The following is a 19,378-nucleotide window of genomic DNA, read 5'->3' on the forward strand; positions in this document are numbered from 1 at the left end:
CAAAAATGAACATTCTGGAGTAAAGAGTGAAAATAACTTGGGTGAAAAAAAGTTTTTGGATGTTTTACGGTGCCGTCTTGGGCGCCACTATCGTTGTCGGCACCAGCGTTTGGGCCGAGAGCGAAAATGAAAAGAAAGCCTCACCGGATGCCAGCCCCCAAGCGGTTTTACCTCTTGAAGAATTACGTTCGTTTGTTGAAGTGTTTGATCGCATCTCCACCGATTATGTGGAACCGGTCGAAAATAAAGAGCTTCTGGAGGGAGCCATCAGTGGCATGTTGTCCAGTTTGGACCCGCACTCGGCTTACCTGCCACCTAAGAATTACAAGAAAATGGAAGAGCACACCACCGGTGAATTCGGCGGTCTTGGAATGGAAGTCGGGATGGAAGACGGGTTCGTGAAAGTCATTTCCCCGATTGATGATACGCCGGCGCAAAAAGCCGGTGTGAAAGCGGGCGATTTGATTATTAAGCTCGACGATCATCCGGTGAAAGGAAAATCTCTGGCCGACGCCGTCAAAATCATGCGGGGTAAACCGGGGTCGAAAATCACTCTGACGATTGTGCGTCAAGGCGAAGACAAGCCGATTGTAAAAGAATTGACCCGTGCGATTATCAAGGTCAAAAGCGTCAAGGAGCAATTGTTGAACGACGGTATGGGGTATGTCCGTATCAGCCAGTTCCAAATGCGTACCGGCGAAGACTTGGTGAAAGCCATAGAAAAACTGGAAAAAGAAAACAAGGGGCCTTTGAACGGCTTGGTATTGGACTTGCGTAACAATCCGGGCGGCGTATTGCGGGCGGCAGTTGAAGTTTCCGATGCGTTTCTGAATGACGGGTTGATCGTTTACACCAAGGGACGTGTGAAAAATTCGGAGATGAATTTTGAAGCCGAAGCGGGCGACTTGATGGAAGGCAAGCCAATTGTGGTATTGATTAACGAAGGGTCGGCGTCCGCTTCGGAAATCGTTTCCGGTGCTCTGCAAGACCAGAAGCGTGCGTTGATCGCTGGCCGTACCAGTTTCGGTAAAGGGTCCGTCCAGACCTTGATTCCGTTGAACAACGGCGGCGCCATTAAGGTGACTACTGCCCGTTACTACACGCCGTCCGGTCGTTCGATTCAAGCGGAAGGCATCAAGCCGGACATTGAAATCGACCAGGTGAAAGTGGAAAAATTGCAGGCACCGGACTTCACCCGCATCAAGGAAAAAGATTTGAGCGGACACCTGGATGGTGAAAATGAAGACGAAGAGTCGACCAAAAAACTGACCAAAGAGCAAAAAGCTTCTCAGAAGGCTTTGGAAGAGTTGTTGGCGAACGACTACGAACTGCATGAAGCCTTGAGCTTGCTGAAAGGGATGTATTTCACACAGCAAATGAAACAGTGAGGGTGTATGACAAAACGTGTATTGGTTCCATTGGCGCAAGGGTGTGAAGAACTTGAAGCCGTAACCATTATCGATTTGTTGACGCGTGCCGGTGTAGACGTGGTGACGGCTAGTCTGGACGATAACCGAACCATCACCGCCAGCCGTGGCGTGCAACTGGTGGCGCAGACCACCTTGGCTGATGTCGAATCGGACAGGTTTGACGTGATTGCCTTGCCTGGCGGTCTACCGGGCGCGAATCACTTGAATGAGGATGCACGTTTGCATCGTATGTTGCGGCAAACGGTCCAGCAAGGTGGATTGTCCGCGGCCATTTGTGCCGCGCCGAAGGTCTTGGTCTCGGCCGGGCTGTTGGATGGTAAAAAAGCCACCAGCTTCCCCGGTGTGATTGAACAGCAACCGGCGGAAAACATGACGTTTGTGGATGAAGCGGTGGTTCAGGACGGTCAGGTCGTGACATCGAAAGGACCGGGAACCGCCATTCCATTTGCACTGACACTGATTGAAAATCTACTGGGGCCGGACAAACGGCACGAAGTCGAAAGCGGTCTCCAGCTCAGTTGAGGTGTTGGCGCAGCAGCTTTTTGATGCGCAAGGCTAACTGCTTGGCCTGTTCGTCCGTCAAGTGTGTGGTTTGACCGGCTTTGGGGTCGGAACGAATCTGGTTCAGCAAGGCTTTCAACGCCTGTTCATCCTGTGGTTGTTTGTCGCTTCCCATCTTCTAAACACTCTTCATTGAATTGCTATTGAATCGACTTTTCACCAGGCCTGGCAGATTTGGGTTGATTGTCGTTGACAGTCCATTTAAGTCGCTAAAAATCGATTTTACTTATTAAAACACAAAAATATTTATTTGTAATTGCCCGGGGTTTTCATTAGACTCGAAATTATGAAACTGTCTTATGTGTTTTTAATCATCGCGTTTTTATTCGGTCAACTGCAAGTGGCCGGCGCATCTGTGCCTGCGCAAAAGATGTCGAGCGAAGCACCCGCACACGCTTGTTGCGATGAAATGACGGGAATGCACCATGACATGCATTCCGCACACAAGACAGCCAATCAGATGTCATCCCATTCCACACAGACCACTGGCCACGCTAGTTGTGACCATACCATGGCGTCTGCCGGTTGCCCGATGTGTGGCGATCAATGCGATTGTGGTGTGACTTGCCATATCACCAGCCATTCCTTCGGTGTGATTCAAACCGTGGCTATTCGTATGGCGCCGATGGTTGTTAAAACCGTCGAACCTTCCGACTTTTCATTTGTTTCCGCAGAACTTGCGCTGGAAAAACGCCCTCCAAAACACGCTTAAACTCCTCTGACGCTTGACCGATATCGTTGTGCTCCGTGCAGACGGTATGGATTTCGATTATCAGCTGATCGGCCTCAACAACAGACCGATTAAAGGATTTTAAGATGACACCTTCCACACGTTTTTTATGGCCAGGCCTGGCGCTTTGGCTCTCTTTGTCCGGTTGTTCGGCTTTCGCCGCCGATTTGCCGGATATTGCTCAGGAAGCCCATACGCATGAGGCGGGCGCTTCAACTGAAAACCCTTCTACCGAAGCAAATGCTTCGGATACACAGCACACCGATACAGCGGTGTATAAATACGTCTGTCCGATGCACCCGCAAATCGTTCGGGATCATGAGGGGACTTGTCCCATCTGTGGTATGGCACTGGTCAAACAATTGTTTGACGCCTCCGAATCGGCGCCGGAAGTCCACGTGAAAGGCAGTGCTTCCGCTGACGGTTCCTTGAGACAAACGTTCGCGGTACGGACGGCCGAAGTCCAGCGGACCACTCTTTGGAAATACATTGAAACCTTCGGGAAAGTGGTGCCGGATGAAACGCAAGTGGTTCATATTCACCCGCGTGCTTCAGGGTGGATCAGCGACTTGAGTGTTCGCAGTAATGGCGATTTCGTCAAGAAAGGTGCTTTGTTATATCGTATCTACTCGCCGGAGATCGTATCGGCGCAACAGGATTTTCTACAAGCTTTGCAAAGCCAGCGCAAACTGGGTAACAGCGCTCAATCGATTGTCGAATCGGCACGGGTCCGGTTATCGCTGCTGGGGGTCGACGATCAGACCGTTCAGGTTTTGCAACGTAAGCGTCGGGTGATGGAACAGATTCCAGTGTATGCACCGCAAAGCGGTTACGTGAGCGAAATGGCGGTGCAAAACGGCATGTACATCCAGCCGCAGACCGAGTTGATGAGTCTGATTGGTTTGAACAGCGTTTGGGTTGAGGCGGAAGTCCTGCCTTTACAGCAGGCCTGGGTAAAACAAGGACTCACGGTTGAAGTGGCCACCGATGCGTATCCCGGCCAAACCTGGGAAAGCCGGATTGATTATTTGTATCCGACGGCCGACCCGGTTTTGCAAGCCCTGAAAGTGCGTATTCCGTTGCAAAATACGGACGAACAGCGCTTCAAACCAAATATGCTGGTGGACGTCACCATCTACGGTGGGCCGAAGCATTCGGTGCTGGCCATCCCGATGGAAGCGGTGATTCAAGACGGCACTCAGTCACGCGTGGTGGTGGAACAACCCAACGGCGGTTACCGGGTGGCGGAAATCGTCACCGGCATGGAAACCCGTAATTGGGTGGAAGTGTTGTCGGGTTTGAAAGCCGGGGAACGTATTGTCACGTCCGGTCAGTTCCTGATCGATTCGGAAAGTCAGATCCAGTCCAACCTAAAACGCATGGCCGGCTCATCGGATTCCGGTGCGGCTAACCACGCGCATGCGCATTAGGAGGTGGTTATGATTCGTTCGATTATTGCCGCCTCCATTGCGAACCGGTTTTTGGTGCTGCTGTTCAGCCTGGTGCTGGCAGTCTGGGGCTGGAAAGCGGTTCAAAATACGCCATTGGACGCGATTCCCGATTTATCCGATGTGCAGGTCATTGTCAAAACGCCTTTTGCCGGGCAAAGTCCGCAGTTGGTTGAAGACCAGGTGACCTATCCGATTTCCAGTCTGATGATGTCGGTGCCTAAAGCCAAAGCGGTGCGCGGTTATTCCTTTTTCGGGGATTCCTACGTTTATATTCTGTTTGAGGAGGGCACCGATCCTTATTGGGCTCGCTCCCGGGTGCTCGAATATCTCAATCAAGTGAAACCGCAATTGCCCGACGGGGTGCAGCCGCGATTGGGGCCGGACGCTTCCGGGGTGGGTTGGGTGTATCAATATGCGTTGGTGGACCGAACCCACTCGACCGATTTGGCCGAACTGCGCAGTTTGCAGGATTGGTTTTTGAAGTACGAACTGCAATCGGTGCCCGGCGTGTCGGAAGTCGCGTCCGTCGGCGGGATGGTCAAACAATATCAAGTGGTGGTGGACCCGAACAAATTGCGGGGCTATAACCTGACCCTGGAACAAGTGCAGCAAGCGATTCGTCAAAGCGCGACGGAAATGGGCGCGTCGGTCATCGAGCTGGCGGAAGCCGAATACATGGTTGGCGTGAAAGGCTATGTCACCCGCTTAAAGGACTTGCAGCAGGTGCCGGTGGGCGGTCTGTCGGCCGACGGTACCCCGTTGCTGTTGAAGGACATCGCTCGGGTTCAGTTGGGTGCGAAGCCGCGCCGCGGCATTGCAGAACTGAATGGCGAAGGCGAGGTGGTCGGCGGCATTGTGGTGATGCGTTCCGGTGAAAACGCCTTGAATGTGATTCAGGCGGTGAAAGCCAAATTGGACGATATTCGCCCAGGCCTGCCGGAAGGCGTGGACTTGGTTGAAGTCTATAATCGCTCCGGGCTGATCGAGCGTTCCGTGGCGACACTTAAAGATAAGCTGCTGGAAGAAATGATTGTGGTGGCCTTGGTCTCGCTGGTGTTCTTGTTCCACTTGCGCTCCGCTTTGGTGGCGGTGGTTTCTTTACCGCTCGGGATTCTCGGCGCTTTCATCATTATGGAAGCCATGGGCGTCACCGCCAATATCATGAGTTTGGGCGGCATCGCCATCGCCATTGGCACCATGGTGGATGCAGCGATTGTAATGATCGAGAATGCCCACAAGCATTTGGAGGCCTATCGTCGTGAAACGGGCGAACCCGCTCAAGGGCGCGATCATTGGCGTTTGGTTCGGGAATCGGCTCAGGAAGTCGGCTTGCCGTTATTTCTGTCGCTGTTAATCATCGCGTTGAGTTTTGTGCCGATTTTTGCCCTGCAAGAGCAGGCCGGACGCCTTTTCACGCCATTGGCTTTGACCAAAACCCTGGCGATGGCCGTGGCGGCGGGGCTGGCGATTACGCTGGTGCCGGTGTTGATGGGGTGGTTTATTCGCGGGCGCTTGCCGAGTGAATCCGCCAATCCCCTGAACCGTTGGCTGGTGGCGTTGTATCGTCCGGTCTTACAGTGGGCGTTGCGTTTTCCAAAAAGCGTCTTGGTTGCGGCGTTGGTGTTGTTGGTCAGTGCGGCGTATCCTTGGCAGCATATCGGTTCCGAATTCATGCCGGAACTGGAGGAAGGCGATTTGCTTTACATGCCGACCACCTTGCCTGGTTTATCGATTGGTAATGCGCAAAGTTTGCTGCAGCAAACCGACCGCATCATCAAGTCCTTCCCGGAAGTGAAGACGGTGTTCGGCAAAATCGGTCGGGCCGATACCGCGACCGATCCGGCGCCTTTGACGATGATTGAAACCACCATTCAGTTGAAGGACAAGTCGGAATGGCGTGAGGGCATGACCTTGCCGAAATTAATTCAAGCCTTGAACGAGGCGGTGGCGATTCCCGGCTTGACCAATGCTTGGGTGCAGCCTATCAAAACCCGCATCGACATGTTGTCCACCGGGATCAAAACGCCCATTGGCATTAAAATCGCCGGGGACGACTTGGCCGAGATTCAAGCCGTCGGCGAACAGGTCGAATCGGCGGTCTCGAAAGTGCCGGGCACCTTGTCGGCCTTTTCCGACCGATCCGAAGGCGGGCGCTATATTGATATCTTGCCGAAGCGTGCACAAGCGGCCCGTTATGGTTTGAGTGTGGCGCAAGTGGCCAATATCGTCGCGTCGGCGGTCGGTGGTCAGGTGTTGCAACAGACCATTGAAGGGCGGGAACGTTACAGTTTGAATCTACGGTATCCCCAGGCCTGGCGGAATTCGGTGGAATCCTTGAAGTTGTTGCCGATTGTGACCGCTTCCGGTGCGCAGATTCAACTGGGCATGATTGCCGATATCAAAATCCGCATGGGGCCGCCGATGATCAAGTCGGAAAACGCACGCCTCAACGGTTGGACGTTTGTCGACTTGGATAAAGGCACCGATCTGGTGGATTACATTCAGCGTGCCAAACAAGCGGTGGCCGACGCCGTGCCCTTGCCGCCGGGGATCAGTGTGCAGTGGACCGGGCAGTATGAATACCTGCTCAAAGCACAGCAAACCTTATATAACATCGTGCCGCTGACGCTCATCATTATCTTCGTGCTGCTGTACATCATCTTCAAGCAAGTGGCGGAAGCTTTGATGATTCTGTTGGTGATTCCATTCGCGCTGCTCGGCTCGGTCTGGTTCTTGTGGTGGTTGGGTTACGACTACTCGATTGCCGTGGCCGTGGGAATGATTGCTTTGGCCGGTGTGGCGACCGAATTCGGTGTGGTGATGTTGTTGTATCTGAAACAGGCGATTCACAAAGCCGAAACGGAAGGGCAACTGAATAACCGTAACGATTTGGCCGCCGCCATTATGCAAGGCGCGGTGCAGCGCGTGCGGCCGAAAGCCATGACGGTGAGTGTCATCGTCATCGGGTTGTTGCCGATTTTATTCGCCAACGGCACCGGCGCGGAAGTGATGAAACGCATTGCCGCACCGATGGTCGGCGGCATGATTTCGGCGCCGCTGGTGTCGATGCTGTTGATTCCGTTGTTGACGTATTTACTGTATGCCGCCAAGGGGTTCGGAGCCGAGAAGGCCGCCGAAGCCAAAGGAGACGCTGTATGAAGGGTTTAACTTGTTTTTCAAAAAGCTTATTCAAGCTGCTTTCAGTTCGGTTCGGTGGCTTGATTCTGGCGGCCGTCATCGGGTCGTCGCCGGCGTCGGCTTCACAGTTGCAACAACTGTTTGAAGTCGCACTGGCCAACAATCCGCAATTGTCGGCGGCCGAAGCCGACAGTGCGGCGGCTATGAGCGATGTACAGCAGGCCGAGTCCGAAGAAAACCTCACCGTCAATCTGAAAAGTGAGCTGAGTTACGCTTGGATGAAGGAAAGTTCTTTCTCCCGAACCGCCAACCAGCTGGTGGCGACCTATCCGTTGTACCAGCCGGAACAGAGCGATTTGAATGCCGCGGCCAGTCAGCAACACAGCAGTCGTCAATATCAACTGGATGCCACGCGCCAACAGTTGTTATTGCAGGTGGCTCTGACGTATTTTCGTTATTGGTCGCAGCAGGAAGATTTGCACTTTCTGCAAAAGGAGCGCCGTTCCATCGAATCGATTTTGCAACAGGTCAAACAACGCTTTCAGGTCGGCTATCAGGATTTGAACGACATCGTCGAGATACAGGCGCGGCTGGACATGAACCATGCCGATGCACTGGAAGCGCGACAGTCGCTGGAACGCACGCGTCAGAATCTGGCGGCCTTGTTGGGCGTGGACAATCTGGACGCCATCCCGCAAACGGCTTTCGGGTTTCCGGTGGATGTCGGTGATGAAGTGACGCAGTTGGCGCAGCGGTATGGGTTGGCGAATTCAAAAAATCGCCAGGCCTGGTCGGAATTGGTGTCGCATCATCCGAGTCTGTTCGCGTTGCAGGCCTCCGCCGATGCGTTGCGCAACGAGGCGGAATACCGCAAAAACAAGGACACCTTCCAACTGGATGCGTTCGGCACCCTGGTGTACAACGATTCCGGCAATCATTACTACGATGATATGGAAGGCGCCCGCGGCGGGGTGCAATTGACCGTGCCGTTGTATTTGGGCGGACGCACCGAATCGTCGGTGTCCAAAGCCCGGCATCAGTCGCAAAAACGCTTGGCGCAAAAACGCGAACAGCAATTGAAGCTGGAAGCGGAAGCGAAAAACGCCTGGCTGGGGTTGCAGACCGGCGTGGCACGGGTCAAGGCTTTGCAGTCGGCGTTGGTGTCGAACCGGGCGGCCTTGAAAGCCACCGAGCAAGGGTTGCAGACCGGACGACGCAATATTTTGGACTTGCTCAATGCGCAGCGCAGTTTGCACAAAACCGAGCGGGACTTACCGGTTTTGAAAGCGCAAATCGGTGAAGACCTGGCGAAATTTTATTGGGCCATAGGAAAAATGAGTGAAGAAAACAACTTATGGCAGAAATAAAGTTGAGTAAACTGGGTCTACTAAATGAATGTTTTTTAAGTGTTTGAACCAACAATGTTTTTTATGAAAACAACAGGAGTAAAGCGTATGTCTAAGCAAAATCGAAGAGACTTTTTGAAGATGGCGGGTGCCGCCACTGCGGCGACCTTGACCGGTAACGTTCTGGCGTCCGACAACCCGTTCGGCTTCAAGGAAATGGCCGGGGGCTATCAGCAGGTCGCCGAAGGCAAATGCGGCGGCATGAAGGATAAAGAAGGTAAATGTGGCGGCATGAAAGATAAGGAAGGCAAGTGCGGCGGTAAGGCGAACAAATCCATGGAAGGCAAGTGTGGTGAGGGCAAATGCGGCGAAGGCAAGTGTGGCGGTCAGCCCAAGCAACCCAAACCGGCCATGGAAGGTAAATGCGGTGAGGGCAAATGCGGCGGCATGAAATGATGGCCCCGTAACGCCTGACCCCAAAAGCCGCCCATTTGAGCGGCTTTTTATTTTAAGATGAACAAAGATGAATGTGCCTTTATGATTTGTGTAAGGAAGTGTGGATGAGTTTACGATTTGAACCCGCTTTGCAGGGCGTCGGCTTGGGGCTGCGTCGCGACTTTTTCGACGAGATTCTCGCCGACCCGGATTTCGACATCGATTTTCTCGAAATCGCACCGGAAAACTGGCTGCGGTTTGGTGGGCGTCAAGGCCGTGCATTGCGCCAATTGACCGAGCGTTATCCGTTCGCCTGTCACGGTTTGTCGCTCGACCTGGGCGGCCCGCACCCACTTGACGAGGCTTATGTGCTGGAACTCAAAGCATTTTTCGAACAACACGATGTCCGCGTGTACACCGAGCATTTAAGCTATTGTGGCGATTCTGGCCACATGTATGACCTGATGCCGATTCCGTTTACCGAAGAGGCGGTGTATTACGTGGCCGACCGCATTAAACGGGTACAAGATTTGTTGGAAAGGCCCATCGGCGTGGAAAACGTGTCTTTTTACGCCATGCCGAGCAATGAGCTGACCGAGGCCGAGTTTATCAATGCGGTGGTGTCGGAAGCCGATTGTGGGCTCTTGTTCGACGTTAACAACACCTACGTCAACAGCATCAACCATCGTTATGATGCGCTTGAGTTCATGCGGCAAATGCCGACCGAACGGATGATGTATTTTCACATGGCCGGGCATTTCGACGAAGCCGAAGATTTGAAAATCGATACCCACGGTCAGGACGTCAAGCAGGCCGTCTGGGAGTTGCTGGATGAAACCTATGCTCAGCAGGGCGTTTTTCCCACCTTGTTGGAACGGGATTTCAATATTCCGCCGTTGGCGGAACTGATGCAGGAAGTGGCACAAATTCGAACCGCCCAGGCAAAAGTGGTCACAAAAACCGCTGCCAATGGCCCGGCGGAACACATTAGAAAGGAAGGCTGATGGACGAACTGGATTGGCAGGCATTGCCGGACTTTCAAAAAATGCAATATCGTTTCGCGGCACGTATACGTGACCCGCAAGGAACGGCGGACGCTAGCGGTGATTTGGCCGAGAAGTCACCAGGCTTGGTGGAAACCGAGGTGGATCCGACCTTGCCGATTGAAGAACGTCGCTGGAAGGCCTACGAGGATTTGTTTTTCAATAATGTGCAGGAATTCTTTTCCAAATTGTTTCCGGTGCTGAAGTCGGTGGTCGGTGAAACGCGGTGGGCCGAGCTGGTGCGCGAGTATATGCAGAAACACCGTGCCCGGACGCCGTTGTTTCACGAGCTGGGCGAAGAATTTTTAGTGTTCCTGCAACAAGGGTATGACCCTCAGCCGCAGGACCCGGCGTTTATGTTGCCGTTGGCGCATTACGAGTGGGTGGAACTGGCCTTATCGGTGGATGAAGCCGATGGTTTTGAGAATCCGCCAGGTCTGACGGCCGATTTGGATGCGGTGTACGAGTTGTCGCCGGTGGCGTGGCCTTTGGCCTATGATTGGCCGGTGCATGAATTGGGACCGGATTTTATGCCTGAGGCACCACCGGAAATGGTCACCACGCTGTTGGTGTATCGGGGTGCGGACGATGCCATTCAGTTTATGGTGTTGTCACCGGTGTTATACGAGTTCATCCAGCGTTTGGCGAATCCGGACGTCGTTGAAATCGTCGAGAGGCCGACGGCCCGAACCGTATTACAGGGCTTGGCCGAGGCGTTGCAGGTTCCGGTGGCGGATTTGGAGGGCTTTGCTCAGTCGGTATTGCAGGACTTGATCGACCGTCAGGTGTTACGCCCCGTCGTGTGATTACGGTTCGAGTAAAGCTTTGGTTTAGGCCGATAGACACTTCATTTCGAATTTGGCGGCATCCAGCGGTTTACTGAACAAATAGCCTTGGCCTTCGTCGCATTCCAACGCCTTGAGAATATCCAATTGGTTGGGGGTTTCAATGCCCTCGGCCAGCACTTTCATGCCCAGACTGTGCCCCATCTTGATAATGGCTCGGACGATGGAACGTGCTTCTTTATTGAATTCGATGTCGTCGATAAAGCTTTTGTCGATTTTGATGCGGTCCACATTCAAATGTTTGATGTAGGACAGCGACGAATAGCCGGTGCCGAAATCGTCGATGGAAATTTCCAGCCCTTTTTCCTGAAGGGTGCTCAGGCAGTTGGCGTTTTCGTTGTTGCCGTTGCGCTCAATGTTTTTCATCATCACCGATTCGGTGACCTCGATGTCGATGCGGTTCGCGGTGAGTTGGTTTTCCTGCAAGATACGTTCCACCACGTCACCGAAATTACCGGCCAGCAGTTGGGTGGAGGAAGTGTTAACCGCGACCCGGGGCAATTCGATTTTGCAATGTGACCAGGCCTGGAGCTGACGCGCGGCGGTCTCGAACACGAATTCGCCGATGGCACTGATGAGGCCGAATTTTTCCGCCAGTGGAATGAACTCACCCGGCGAGACCATGCGGTCGCTTCTCGGCCAGCGTACCAGGGCTTCGGCACCGACCAACTTCAGGGAGTGCAGGCTGTATTGCGGTTGGTAATGGACCTGGAATTCTTTTTCCCGCACCGCTCGGTGCAAGCTTTCTTCGATTTCATGTAGATAACTGAGTTGCTGGCGCATGTCTTTCGAGAACAGACAATATGGCGTGTGCTGTACTTTTTTGGCGGTGTACATGGCGTAGTCGGCATGCTTGATCAGCGATTCGGGGGTGGTGCCGTGCTGAGGGTAAGAGGCGATGCCGATGCTGCAACTGACTTCGTGGTTGGAGTGATGAATGTGGTTGATTTTCTTCACTTGCAGGAACAGTTGATTGGCCAGTTCAGCCAATTCGGACGGTGTATGGAGTGAGGTGAGCAGGACAGCGAATTCGTCGCCGCCGAGGCGCGCCAGAAATTCGCCTTCCGGAACCGCTTCCTTGAAAGCTTGGCCGACGTGCCAGAGGAACTCGTCCCCGATGGTATGCCCTAAATGGTCGTTGACCCATTTGAAGTCGTTGAGGTCGATGTAGTAGAGATGAAAGCTTTCCTCAGCGTGTTTTTCAATCATTTCCTGGATTTGATGATTGAAAGAGTAACGGTTCGGCAAATGCGTCACCGCATCGTAGTTGGCGGTATAGGACAACTGGTTCTGAATGTTCTTCAGTTCGGAAATATCGGTCAGGATGATGGAATAATAGCTGTCCGGCAAACTGCGGTCTTGCAGTTTGTTGATGTCGATCATCATGTATTGATGCCGATAATGGTTGACGGCCGCTTCACCGCGCCAAGATTTGTGGATGGCTAAATACTCCTGAATGGCAGGGAGGTTGAGTTCGTGGAAAGCCTTTTCCAGCATTTCCCAGACCGATAGGGTATCGCCCAAGTCGCTCGCCAGCCGCATTTCAGTGAGCTTTTTGTTACTGATCTGCAAGTGACCTTCTTCGTTGAAGATGCCGATGGCTTCGTTCAGGTTTTGCATGAGGTTGCGGTCCAGCAGCAGTTCGTGGGTGCGCTGGTGTACGCGCTCTTCCAGGTGGTCGCGCAGGGCTTCCTGATTTCGCGCATAGCGTTTGAGTTGGTCGATGGTCAGCAGGGCAATGATCAACAAACTGACGATAATCGGCACGGCGACCCACAGAATCATATTGCGCATGTCCGATAGGATGGCCGCAAAGTTGGCTTCCGAGCGCTGTGAAGCGGCTTGATAATCGGCCTCCAAGCGGTTCAAGGTGCTGATGACCTGCTTTTGAAGCGGCAGGGTGACATCCACCAGTTGCTTGAGCGCGGCGTCTTTCTGGTCGTCCATCAACAGACTGTAAACGGTCTCCTGAAACCGACGATTTCGGGTCATGATCTCGCCGGCGTCTTCAATGATATCAATCTGAGAGGGGGCGAATGCATTTTCACGCAACGTGCTCAGGTTTTGGATGACAATTTGCTCGTAGCGGAACATGTCCATGTGAAGGGCATCAATTTCAAACGGGTCTTTGGCATTGATCATGCGCACCATCAGGATACTGCGCTGGGTGGCGGCATTGAACAGGGCGTCCAGATTGCTCTGGTAAGCGGTGTTTTCCTGGTGGTTTTCGAAGGCGTTGGCGATTTTACTTTCGTAGTTGAAGAAAATGCCGGAAGAGATGGCCACCAGGATGATGACGAGGCTGTAGCCGATGACCAGAAAGTGAATGAAATTGCTAGAATTCTTATACATAGCGGGTATTTTGATAGAATGAATTTTCAGAAGCAATTTAAAAAAATTAATGATGATATGTGAAATTGTTGGTGCGTCAAAAGCCTGATTTCACGACGTTTCTTAAGGAATTAACGCATGGCCGAAACGGAAAACCGTTTGTATAAGATCGCCTTTTGGATTCAGGCAGCTCAGAATTTCATTCGTAAGGACGGTTTGGATGCGGTGACGGTTTTGGCTTATGCCTCCTTGGTCGGGTTAGTGCCGTTTCTGACCATCATGCTCAGCGTGTTTTCGATGTCGGACAGTTTTCAAGCTTTCGAAGAGGCGGTGATGGACAAGGTGTTCCATTATCTGTTGCCGGCCTCGACACCGATGGTGGAATCTTACCTGCTTCAGTTTTCCCAGCAGGCGAGTAAGTTGCACGGCATCGGTATCTTCAGCATGTTGGTGATTGCCTTGCTGTTGCTGTGGACCATCGACCAAAAAATCAATGCCATGTGGGACAAGCACTTGCAACGCAGTTGGTGGGTGAGCTTATTGCATTACATCGGCATCAGTGTGGTCGGGCCGGTGTTACTTGGCGGCAGTCTGGTGTTGAGTTCGGTGTTGCTGGCGGCCCCCGTTTTGCCAGGGGTGCCGCTGGAAACGGTGTTTTTGAATCAATTGCCGATTCTGATCAATGTAATCGGTTTCTGGTTCTTATACCGTTTCGTGCCATTGCATCGTGTCCCTTGGCGTTATGCGTTGGTTGGGGCTATTTTAGCCACCTTTGAATTGGAATTGTTGAAATACGGTTTTGGACTGTATGTGAAATGGTTCCCGACCTATAACCTGATTTATGGTGCGTTTGCGGTGATTCCGCTGTTTTTGCTGTGGCTGTATCTGCTCTGGTTGATTCTGGTCTTCAATGCCTCGGTGGTGCACCAGATGATGGTGAAGCCGAAAGCGGCTTGAGGCGCGATTATTTCGAACGGTTTTGAAACAATTCGAGGAAAGGGCGGTCTTATTAAGGAACCTTTGGTTTAAACCAACGGTTACAAAGGTAATCCAACGGGATGGAATCGAATGTCGAATAAAACGCTGTTTTTTGATCAATTGGTCCGCGCTTACGCCAAAGACCTGTATCGCTATGCGTTTTGGATGAGCAAGGACGCGAATGTGGCCGAGGATTTGGTGCAGGAAACCTTTTCCCGTGCCTGGAAAGCCTTGGACAAGTTGCAGGACGAGCAAGCCGCCAAAGCCTGGTTGATGACGATTCTGCGCCGTGAAAATGCCCGTCGTTTTGAAAAGCAATCACCGGAGTGGGTGGCAATGGAAGAGGCGATGATCGCCGACAGCGTCGATCGGGAGCCGGAACGGCAAATGGAACGACAGGCGCTGTACCAGGCTATTCTGTCGCTGGATGCACAATTTAAGGAACCTTTGTTGTTACAGGTGTTGTGGGGGTTCAGCGGCGATGAAATCGCCGACCAACTCGGACTGAAACTGGTGACGGTCAACACCCGTCTGTTTCGGGCCCGGCAGCAACTCAAACAACAATTGGAACGGCCGTCCGCGACGGTCGGTTTGAAAGGAAATCGCACATGACCGAACTGGAATTTCGACGCAGACTGTTGGAGTCGCCGAACCAATTGGACGAGGCGATGCAAGCGTATTTGGCCGAACATCCCGACAAAGCGGCCGACGTCAAGGCACAAAAAGCCTTTGAAGCGGAATTGAAGCAGGCAATGCGGGTGATGCCGCCGGAGGGGCTGGAAGAGCGTATTCTCTTAAAAAGCCGTTTCGAAGAACCGCCACAAAACGATGGTGGCTGGTTCGGGAACTTGACGGCATTTGCGGCGTCGTTTGCTTTGGTGGCGGTTTTTGCGATTTGGCAGTGGCCGTTACAGCCGGGAACCGGTTCAGTCGAACATTCCGTGGCGAGTGCGCAGGAAGTTTTGCTGGAACAGGCGGTGGTGGATCACATTATTGACCACGCTCGGGAAGCGCCGGACTTGATGAAAGCGCAACCGTTGGATCAAGACGAAGCTTCTTTGCAGAAATTGTTTGCCAAGGTGGGGGCGGTGTTGGACAAGCCGGTGGATTTCATGAGTTATGCCGGAGAGTGCGAGGTGAACGGTCAGAAAGGACTGCATCTGGTGTTACAGGAAGAAGCCGGGCCGGTGACCATTATTGTGCTGCCGGGCAAACAGCTCACCACCATGCAGGCGTTTAATCGCTCCGGTTTCCAGGGGCAGATGATTCCGGTCAAAGGGGCGATGGTGGCGATTGTCGGCGATTCGTACCAGGAATTGGCGATGGCGCAAATGCACTTCTTCAAAGCGGTTCGCTTCGGTTAAGCGCCCATTATTGACGGCGGGCGGCCTCTTCGACCAGACGGACGGCGGCGGCAAAATCGACGTTGCCATTTAATTCCCAGCACGGCAAATCGCCTAGCATGGCCAGATAAGGCGCGGTGTCCGGTTCGATTTGATTCGGCAGAAAGACATTTTGGCGGTCGGCATAGAAAGGACCGGGGCTTTTGATAATGGCCGGTAACAGATGCGGGCTGTCGTTCAGCGTGGTTTCGGTCAGGCGTGTGGCGTCGTCGGAGCCGGGCTGCCAGTTGAGAATGACCAATGCACTCAAAGGACTTTCGGCTTTGAAGCAGTTCGGGTGGTAAAGCCGGTTGACGTCGGCATCGTATTTTTCTTCCAGTTGGCGCAGTTCTTCGCGGGGTAGTTGCAGTAATTCGGCGCGTCGCTCGGCCGGAATTAAAGCGTGCAGCCGCGGGTTGTGAACGATGGTGCCGGGGTTGATGCGGGGCTGTTTTGGAATGCCGCGCATCCATAATTCACCAGGCCTGGCCGATTCGGTGATTGTCGAGTCGGCGAACAACAAACGGTCATTGCTGATGAAGTGTTCGCCGTTTTCCAATAAATGTAACATCAAGGTCGATTTTCCGCCGCCGGACAGGCCGGCAATCGCGAGGCCGCGGCCGTTTAGTTGCAAGCCAGCGGCGTGGCCCAGCAACCAATCGCGGCGCAGGTGTTCATTCAGGTATTGGGTGAGGATGAAGTTGATGATTTGGTTCGGGTGGCTTTCGGTGGGACCGAATGCCATCGGTTGGTCATGGCGTTGCCAGAACAGCATCCCGGTTTTGACTTTATAGATGAAACGCTGCGCTTCCAGGCCATTGTCGAAATCCAAAAATGCATCTTTACGCCCGGTTTTTCCGGTTTCCCGCTTCCAGTCCTCCCAGTGGAGCCCCTGATTCAAAAACTGATCGGTTTCGTAAGCGGTGATGGTTTGATCTGCTTGAGCGGCACTCTCGCTCAGAAGATCGCCGAAATAGTGCTGCAGGGTGGTCAGCAGGGTTTTGGAATTGGATTCGATGGCCAGCGTCCAGCCGGGTAAGCTCAGGGAGAGCCGTTGCGGTTGCAACGGCGTGTTTTCTTGAAATTGGCGAATCTGTTGAACGAGATTGAGGGGCAAAACAGTTTCCTTGTTCGGTTTTTTTGGTTTCAGGGTTGTTAAGAGGCCGTACTCAGTGTCTGAATGACGTAATCGGCATATTCCTTGGCCATATTCAAGCCCAACCCTTCGTGTGCGCCTTTGAAACCACCAAAAGCGGAAACCTCGAAACAGACCGGTCCGTCTTCGGTTTCGGCGATGTCGACGGTGGTGTAGCTCAAGTCGAATTGTGATTGGGCACGATACGCCATGTCGATGATGTCATCCGACGGTTGCGCTTCGGCGTATTTGCCACCGGAGTGAATGGTGGTGTTCCAACTGTCGTTGCCGGAGACACGGGCGTAAGCACCGCGATATTCACCGCCCAGAAACACCAGCCCCATATCCTTGCCGGGCAGGGCGAGTTTTTTCTGCAAGTAAAAGAAGCCCTGTTTGTCGTAATAGTCTTTCAGGCGCTGTTTAACGGCTTTTTTGCCATCGTCGCAGCACAGGACTTCCATGCCCCGGGCTTTGGTGGAAAATAACGGTTTGAGAATGGCTTCGCCAAATTTTTCCACATGGTCGAAAGCGGCGTCCAAATCTTCGGTGATGATGGTCGGCGGCATCGGGATATCGGCTTTGGCCAGCGATACGGTGCAACTCATGCGGTCTACCAGACGGATGATTTCCTGGGGCTTGGAGAAAATCTGCACGCCGCACTTTTCCACAAAGCGCAGAATTTCCAAACGATCGATGACCGTTGGACTGTAGGTCTGGGAAATCTTTTTGATGATGATGCCGTCCAGTTGACACAGGCAACGTCCTTCGTAACGCACCGACGGTTCGCTGAGGTCGGCCACGACTTTTTCAATGTCGATGACCCAGCGAAAGCCGGTTTGGGCTTCGATTTCATCGGCCAATACTTCGGTGGACCATTTGCCGGGAATGCCCACCACCGCGATTTTTAGATCGTCTTTAATCATGGAAAATCTCTTTCGGTATCCGGTAGGTCATTCGTTCTGCTTCCGTCAGACGAATGACTTGTTCAATCAGGTAACGACCTCGAAAATGCATGGCTTTGGCGTGCTGTTTATCCAGCACGAAACGCGTGGAGGTCAAAAAAGAACGGCTTAATCCTAAAGCCATCCGAAGGTGGTAACTGGTGTCGTCGATGTGTTCGGCGTAATCCTGGCCGAATTCGTAAATCGCCTGCATGGTTTGAGCGATCAGTTTGCGGACTTGCGGGTCAAAATTCGACAGACGATAGGCCGACACCATCAGAACCGATAAGTCCTGCACGAAGTCGAGGTACTCGGAACGGTGTAGGTCGATGAAATTGATGTCGTTATCGACCGGGTCGTAAATGATGTTGTCGAGATTGAAATCGCCGTGGATGTAAACACCCAGCGGACAGGGCAGTTCGGATTCCAGCGCTTCGGCGTCATCGACCAGGGCTTCAAGTGTCGGACTTTTTACGCCGTTGATGCTGACCGATGGTGCTTGGAATTCGGGGTGGACTTCGTAAACGTCTTTCAAGCGTTTGCGCAACTGGGCCATGAAGTTGGCCGGATAGGGTTGGTCGGCACGGGTTTCTTCCCAGATTTGCGTCAGGGTTTCAAACAGTCGGTTCAGCGCCGCTTTCAGGGTTTTACGGTTTTTCTGCAACAGGAGTTTGTCGAAGGTTTCGCCGGTCAGGTATTCGAACAGCAGGGCGGCTTTGTTGCCGCTTTTATGATAGGAATAGACCTGTGGGGCGATGCCGGGAAACTTCTCGTGCCAGCTTTCGATCCCGGTTTTTTCTTCCTTGAGTTTGGCTTTGTCGCCTTCTTTGAAGACGGCGAGCATCTGGCCTTCCGACTCTTCGGCAGTCATGACACCGGAAATGGTGCAACCGGATTTGGTTTCGCCCATGGCGCGAATGGTGAGATCGTCTTCCTGCGGGTTGAGTTGCAGGGCGGTCAGGGTCGCTTCCAGCGAATGGTAGCGGTCGATCTGGATCATCTGGCCCATATTGGCGGAGATGATGCCTTCGCCGATGCGCAGCAGGGCTTCGCCCATATCACTGATGTCGCGGATAATGAAGCTGGCGTGCAATAAGGCCTCGGTTTGTTGACCTTTTTTAAGCCGGATTTTGTATTTTTCGAGTTGCTGATCGCAGCGTTTGTCGATGTGGACTTTCAAACGGCAAATGTCGATGGCGAGCATGGAACCCTCGGATTCGATGGCCGGTTCAATCAGTTCCAGACCGACCTGCAAATCGTTGAGGGCGCGGAACACATTTTTTTTGCGCAGCAGCTTCAACGCGGTGCTGGACTGCTTGGCCTGGAAAATAATCGCCTGCAACTGACGGGAAAGGGATTTCAAACCGTGATTGATGTGTTCGTAACTTTGAACGGTGATGCGGATGTCTTTGTCGGTTTGCTCGCCGAGATAGGTGGCGGCGCGGTTGAGCAGGTTGACGTGGTAGTTGTCGATGTAATCCACGCGTTTTTGGCCGTTTTCAGCTTGTCGCAAATCGCCCGTTTCCAAAAACAGGGTGACGGAATCGAGTTGTTTTTGCACTTCGATAATCAAAAAGCGCAAAGGGTCGTAAAGTTCCGTGAGTGGTTGCATCTGGCTGTTCGGCTACTGAA

At 52.9% G+C, this 19,378-nt stretch carries 17 protein-coding genes; 12 read left to right on the forward strand and 5 right to left on the reverse strand.

Annotated features, from left to right (window positions below; genetic code table 11):
* Positions 1-59: 59 nt before the first annotated feature.
* Positions 60-1,388, forward strand: coding sequence for a S41 family peptidase (locus tag AYJ59_RS04395; protein WP_029938706.1), 1,329 nt, complete (start codon positions 60-62; stop codon positions 1,386-1,388).
* Between the two features lie 6 nt (positions 1,389-1,394).
* Entirely contained in the window at positions 1,395-1,952 is a 558-nt protein-coding gene (locus tag AYJ59_RS04400) for a DJ-1 family glyoxalase III (RefSeq protein ID WP_127119342.1), read from the forward strand.
* On the opposite strand, the gene AYJ59_RS12930 is transcribed toward AYJ59_RS04400, so the two are convergent.
* Positions 1,945-2,106, reverse strand: a complete 162-nt coding sequence (locus AYJ59_RS12930; protein WP_160326963.1) for a hypothetical protein — start codon at positions 2,104-2,106, stop codon at positions 1,945-1,947. The genes AYJ59_RS04400 and AYJ59_RS12930 overlap by 8 nt on opposite strands.
* Positions 2,107-2,277: 171 nt before the next feature.
* Between AYJ59_RS12930 and AYJ59_RS04405 the strand changes: the two genes are divergently transcribed.
* The 7 genes from AYJ59_RS04405 (at position 2,278) to AYJ59_RS04435 (ending at position 10,940) form a co-directional block, all read left to right on the forward strand.
* On the forward strand, positions 2,278-2,703 hold the full coding sequence (locus AYJ59_RS04405; protein ID WP_127119343.1) for a hypothetical protein: 426 nt from the start codon (positions 2,278-2,280) through the stop codon (positions 2,701-2,703).
* Positions 2,704-2,807: 104 nt separating this feature from the next.
* The gene (locus tag AYJ59_RS04410; protein ID WP_127119344.1) at positions 2,808-4,151 is read left to right on the forward strand and encodes an efflux RND transporter periplasmic adaptor subunit; all 1,344 of its coding nucleotides are present in this window, start codon (positions 2,808-2,810) and stop codon (positions 4,149-4,151) included.
* 9 nt (positions 4,152-4,160) lie between these two features.
* Positions 4,161-7,331: an efflux RND transporter permease subunit gene (locus AYJ59_RS04415; protein WP_127119345.1), complete on the forward strand. Its 3,171-nt coding sequence runs from the start codon at positions 4,161-4,163 to the stop codon at positions 7,329-7,331.
* Complete coding sequence (locus AYJ59_RS04420; protein ID WP_127119346.1) at positions 7,328-8,677, forward strand: TolC family protein; 1,350 nt, start codon at positions 7,328-7,330, stop codon at positions 8,675-8,677. The genes AYJ59_RS04415 and AYJ59_RS04420 overlap by 4 nt, the downstream gene beginning before the upstream one ends.
* Before the next feature lie 87 nt (positions 8,678-8,764).
* Entirely contained in the window at positions 8,765-9,112 is a 348-nt protein-coding gene (locus tag AYJ59_RS04425) for an HvfA family oxazolone/thioamide-modified RiPP metallophore (RefSeq protein WP_127119347.1), read from the forward strand.
* Between the two features lie 104 nt (positions 9,113-9,216).
* Positions 9,217-10,095, forward strand: coding sequence for an HvfB family MNIO-type RiPP peptide maturase (locus AYJ59_RS04430; protein WP_127119348.1), 879 nt, complete (start codon positions 9,217-9,219; stop codon positions 10,093-10,095).
* Positions 10,095-10,940, forward strand: coding sequence for an HvfC family RiPP maturation protein (locus tag AYJ59_RS04435; protein WP_127119349.1), 846 nt, complete (start codon positions 10,095-10,097; stop codon positions 10,938-10,940). The genes AYJ59_RS04430 and AYJ59_RS04435 overlap by 1 nt, the downstream gene beginning before the upstream one ends.
* A 24-nt stretch (positions 10,941-10,964) precedes the next feature.
* Here AYJ59_RS04435 and AYJ59_RS04440 read toward each other — a convergent pair whose 3' ends face one another.
* On the reverse strand, positions 10,965-13,331 hold the full coding sequence (locus AYJ59_RS04440) for a putative bifunctional diguanylate cyclase/phosphodiesterase (RefSeq protein WP_127119350.1): 2,367 nt from the start codon (positions 13,329-13,331) through the stop codon (positions 10,965-10,967).
* A gap of 117 nt (positions 13,332-13,448) precedes the next feature.
* Here AYJ59_RS04440 and AYJ59_RS04445 point away from each other — a divergent pair, with 117 nt between their 5' ends.
* The 3 genes from AYJ59_RS04445 (at position 13,449) to AYJ59_RS04455 (ending at position 15,652) form a co-directional block, all read left to right on the forward strand.
* Positions 13,449-14,267 carry a YihY family inner membrane protein gene (locus tag AYJ59_RS04445; protein WP_127119351.1) on the forward strand — a complete coding sequence of 273 codons (819 nt, stop codon included), beginning with the start codon at positions 13,449-13,451 and terminating at the stop codon, positions 14,265-14,267.
* Between the two features lie 111 nt (positions 14,268-14,378).
* Positions 14,379-14,900, forward strand: a complete 522-nt coding sequence (locus AYJ59_RS04450; RefSeq protein WP_127119352.1) for a sigma-70 family RNA polymerase sigma factor — start codon at positions 14,379-14,381, stop codon at positions 14,898-14,900.
* The gene (locus AYJ59_RS04455; RefSeq protein WP_127119353.1) at positions 14,897-15,652 is read left to right on the forward strand and encodes a DUF3379 family protein; all 756 of its coding nucleotides are present in this window, start codon (positions 14,897-14,899) and stop codon (positions 15,650-15,652) included. Before AYJ59_RS04450 ends, AYJ59_RS04455 begins: the two co-directional genes overlap by 4 nt.
* Positions 15,653-15,659: 7 nt before the next feature.
* On the opposite strand, the gene AYJ59_RS04460 is transcribed toward AYJ59_RS04455, so the two are convergent.
* The 3 genes from AYJ59_RS04460 to AYJ59_RS04470 are packed head-to-tail and all read right to left on the reverse strand — an operon-like array spanning position 15,660 to position 19,358.
* Complete coding sequence (locus AYJ59_RS04460) at positions 15,660-16,787, reverse strand: HprK-related kinase B (protein WP_164730732.1); 1,128 nt, start codon at positions 16,785-16,787, stop codon at positions 15,660-15,662.
* A gap of 38 nt (positions 16,788-16,825) precedes the next feature.
* Positions 16,826-17,728, reverse strand: coding sequence for a GAK system ATP-grasp enzyme (locus AYJ59_RS04465; RefSeq protein ID WP_127119355.1), 903 nt, complete (start codon positions 17,726-17,728; stop codon positions 16,826-16,828).
* Positions 17,721-19,358 (reverse strand): phosphotransferase family protein, encoded by a 1,638-nt coding sequence (locus tag AYJ59_RS04470; protein WP_127119356.1) that lies wholly within the window; start codon positions 19,356-19,358, stop codon positions 17,721-17,723. The genes AYJ59_RS04465 and AYJ59_RS04470 overlap by 8 nt, the downstream gene beginning before the upstream one ends.
* Positions 19,359-19,378: the final 20 nt, after the last annotated feature.

It is taken from the genome of Thiomicrospira sp. S5, from assembly GCF_003991075.1.
GTDB classification, from domain to species: domain Bacteria; phylum Pseudomonadota; class Gammaproteobacteria; order Thiomicrospirales; family Thiomicrospiraceae; genus Hydrogenovibrio; species Hydrogenovibrio thermophilus.

Coding starts and splice junctions, on each gene's coding strand:
- AYJ59_RS04455 (WP_127119353.1), top strand. CDS start 14,897: ATGACCGAACTGGAATTTCGACGCAGACTGTTGGAGTCGCCGAACCAA.
- AYJ59_RS04405 (WP_127119343.1), top strand. CDS start 2,278: ATGAAACTGTCTTATGTGTTTTTAATCATCGCGTTTTTATTCGGTCAA.
- AYJ59_RS04435 (WP_127119349.1), top strand. CDS start 10,095: ATGGACGAACTGGATTGGCAGGCATTGCCGGACTTTCAAAAAATGCAA.
- AYJ59_RS04440 (WP_127119350.1), bottom strand. CDS start 13,331: ATGTATAAGAATTCTAGCAATTTCATTCACTTTCTGGTCATCGGCTAC.
- AYJ59_RS04425 (WP_127119347.1), top strand. CDS start 8,765: ATGTCTAAGCAAAATCGAAGAGACTTTTTGAAGATGGCGGGTGCCGCC.
- AYJ59_RS04410 (WP_127119344.1), top strand. CDS start 2,808: ATGACACCTTCCACACGTTTTTTATGGCCAGGCCTGGCGCTTTGGCTC.
- AYJ59_RS04470 (WP_127119356.1), bottom strand. CDS start 19,358: ATGCAACCACTCACGGAACTTTACGACCCTTTGCGCTTTTTGATTATC.
- AYJ59_RS12930 (WP_160326963.1), bottom strand. CDS start 2,106: ATGGGAAGCGACAAACAACCACAGGATGAACAGGCGTTGAAAGCCTTG.
- AYJ59_RS04400 (WP_127119342.1), top strand. CDS start 1,395: ATGACAAAACGTGTATTGGTTCCATTGGCGCAAGGGTGTGAAGAACTT.
- AYJ59_RS04430 (WP_127119348.1), top strand. CDS start 9,217: ATGAGTTTACGATTTGAACCCGCTTTGCAGGGCGTCGGCTTGGGGCTG.
- AYJ59_RS04465 (WP_127119355.1), bottom strand. CDS start 17,728: ATGATTAAAGACGATCTAAAAATCGCGGTGGTGGGCATTCCCGGCAAA.
- AYJ59_RS04450 (WP_127119352.1), top strand. CDS start 14,379: ATGTCGAATAAAACGCTGTTTTTTGATCAATTGGTCCGCGCTTACGCC.
- AYJ59_RS04420 (WP_127119346.1), top strand. CDS start 7,328: ATGAAGGGTTTAACTTGTTTTTCAAAAAGCTTATTCAAGCTGCTTTCA.
- AYJ59_RS04445 (WP_127119351.1), top strand. CDS start 13,449: ATGGCCGAAACGGAAAACCGTTTGTATAAGATCGCCTTTTGGATTCAG.
- AYJ59_RS04415 (WP_127119345.1), top strand. CDS start 4,161: ATGATTCGTTCGATTATTGCCGCCTCCATTGCGAACCGGTTTTTGGTG.
- AYJ59_RS04395 (WP_029938706.1), top strand. CDS start 60: ATGTTTTACGGTGCCGTCTTGGGCGCCACTATCGTTGTCGGCACCAGC.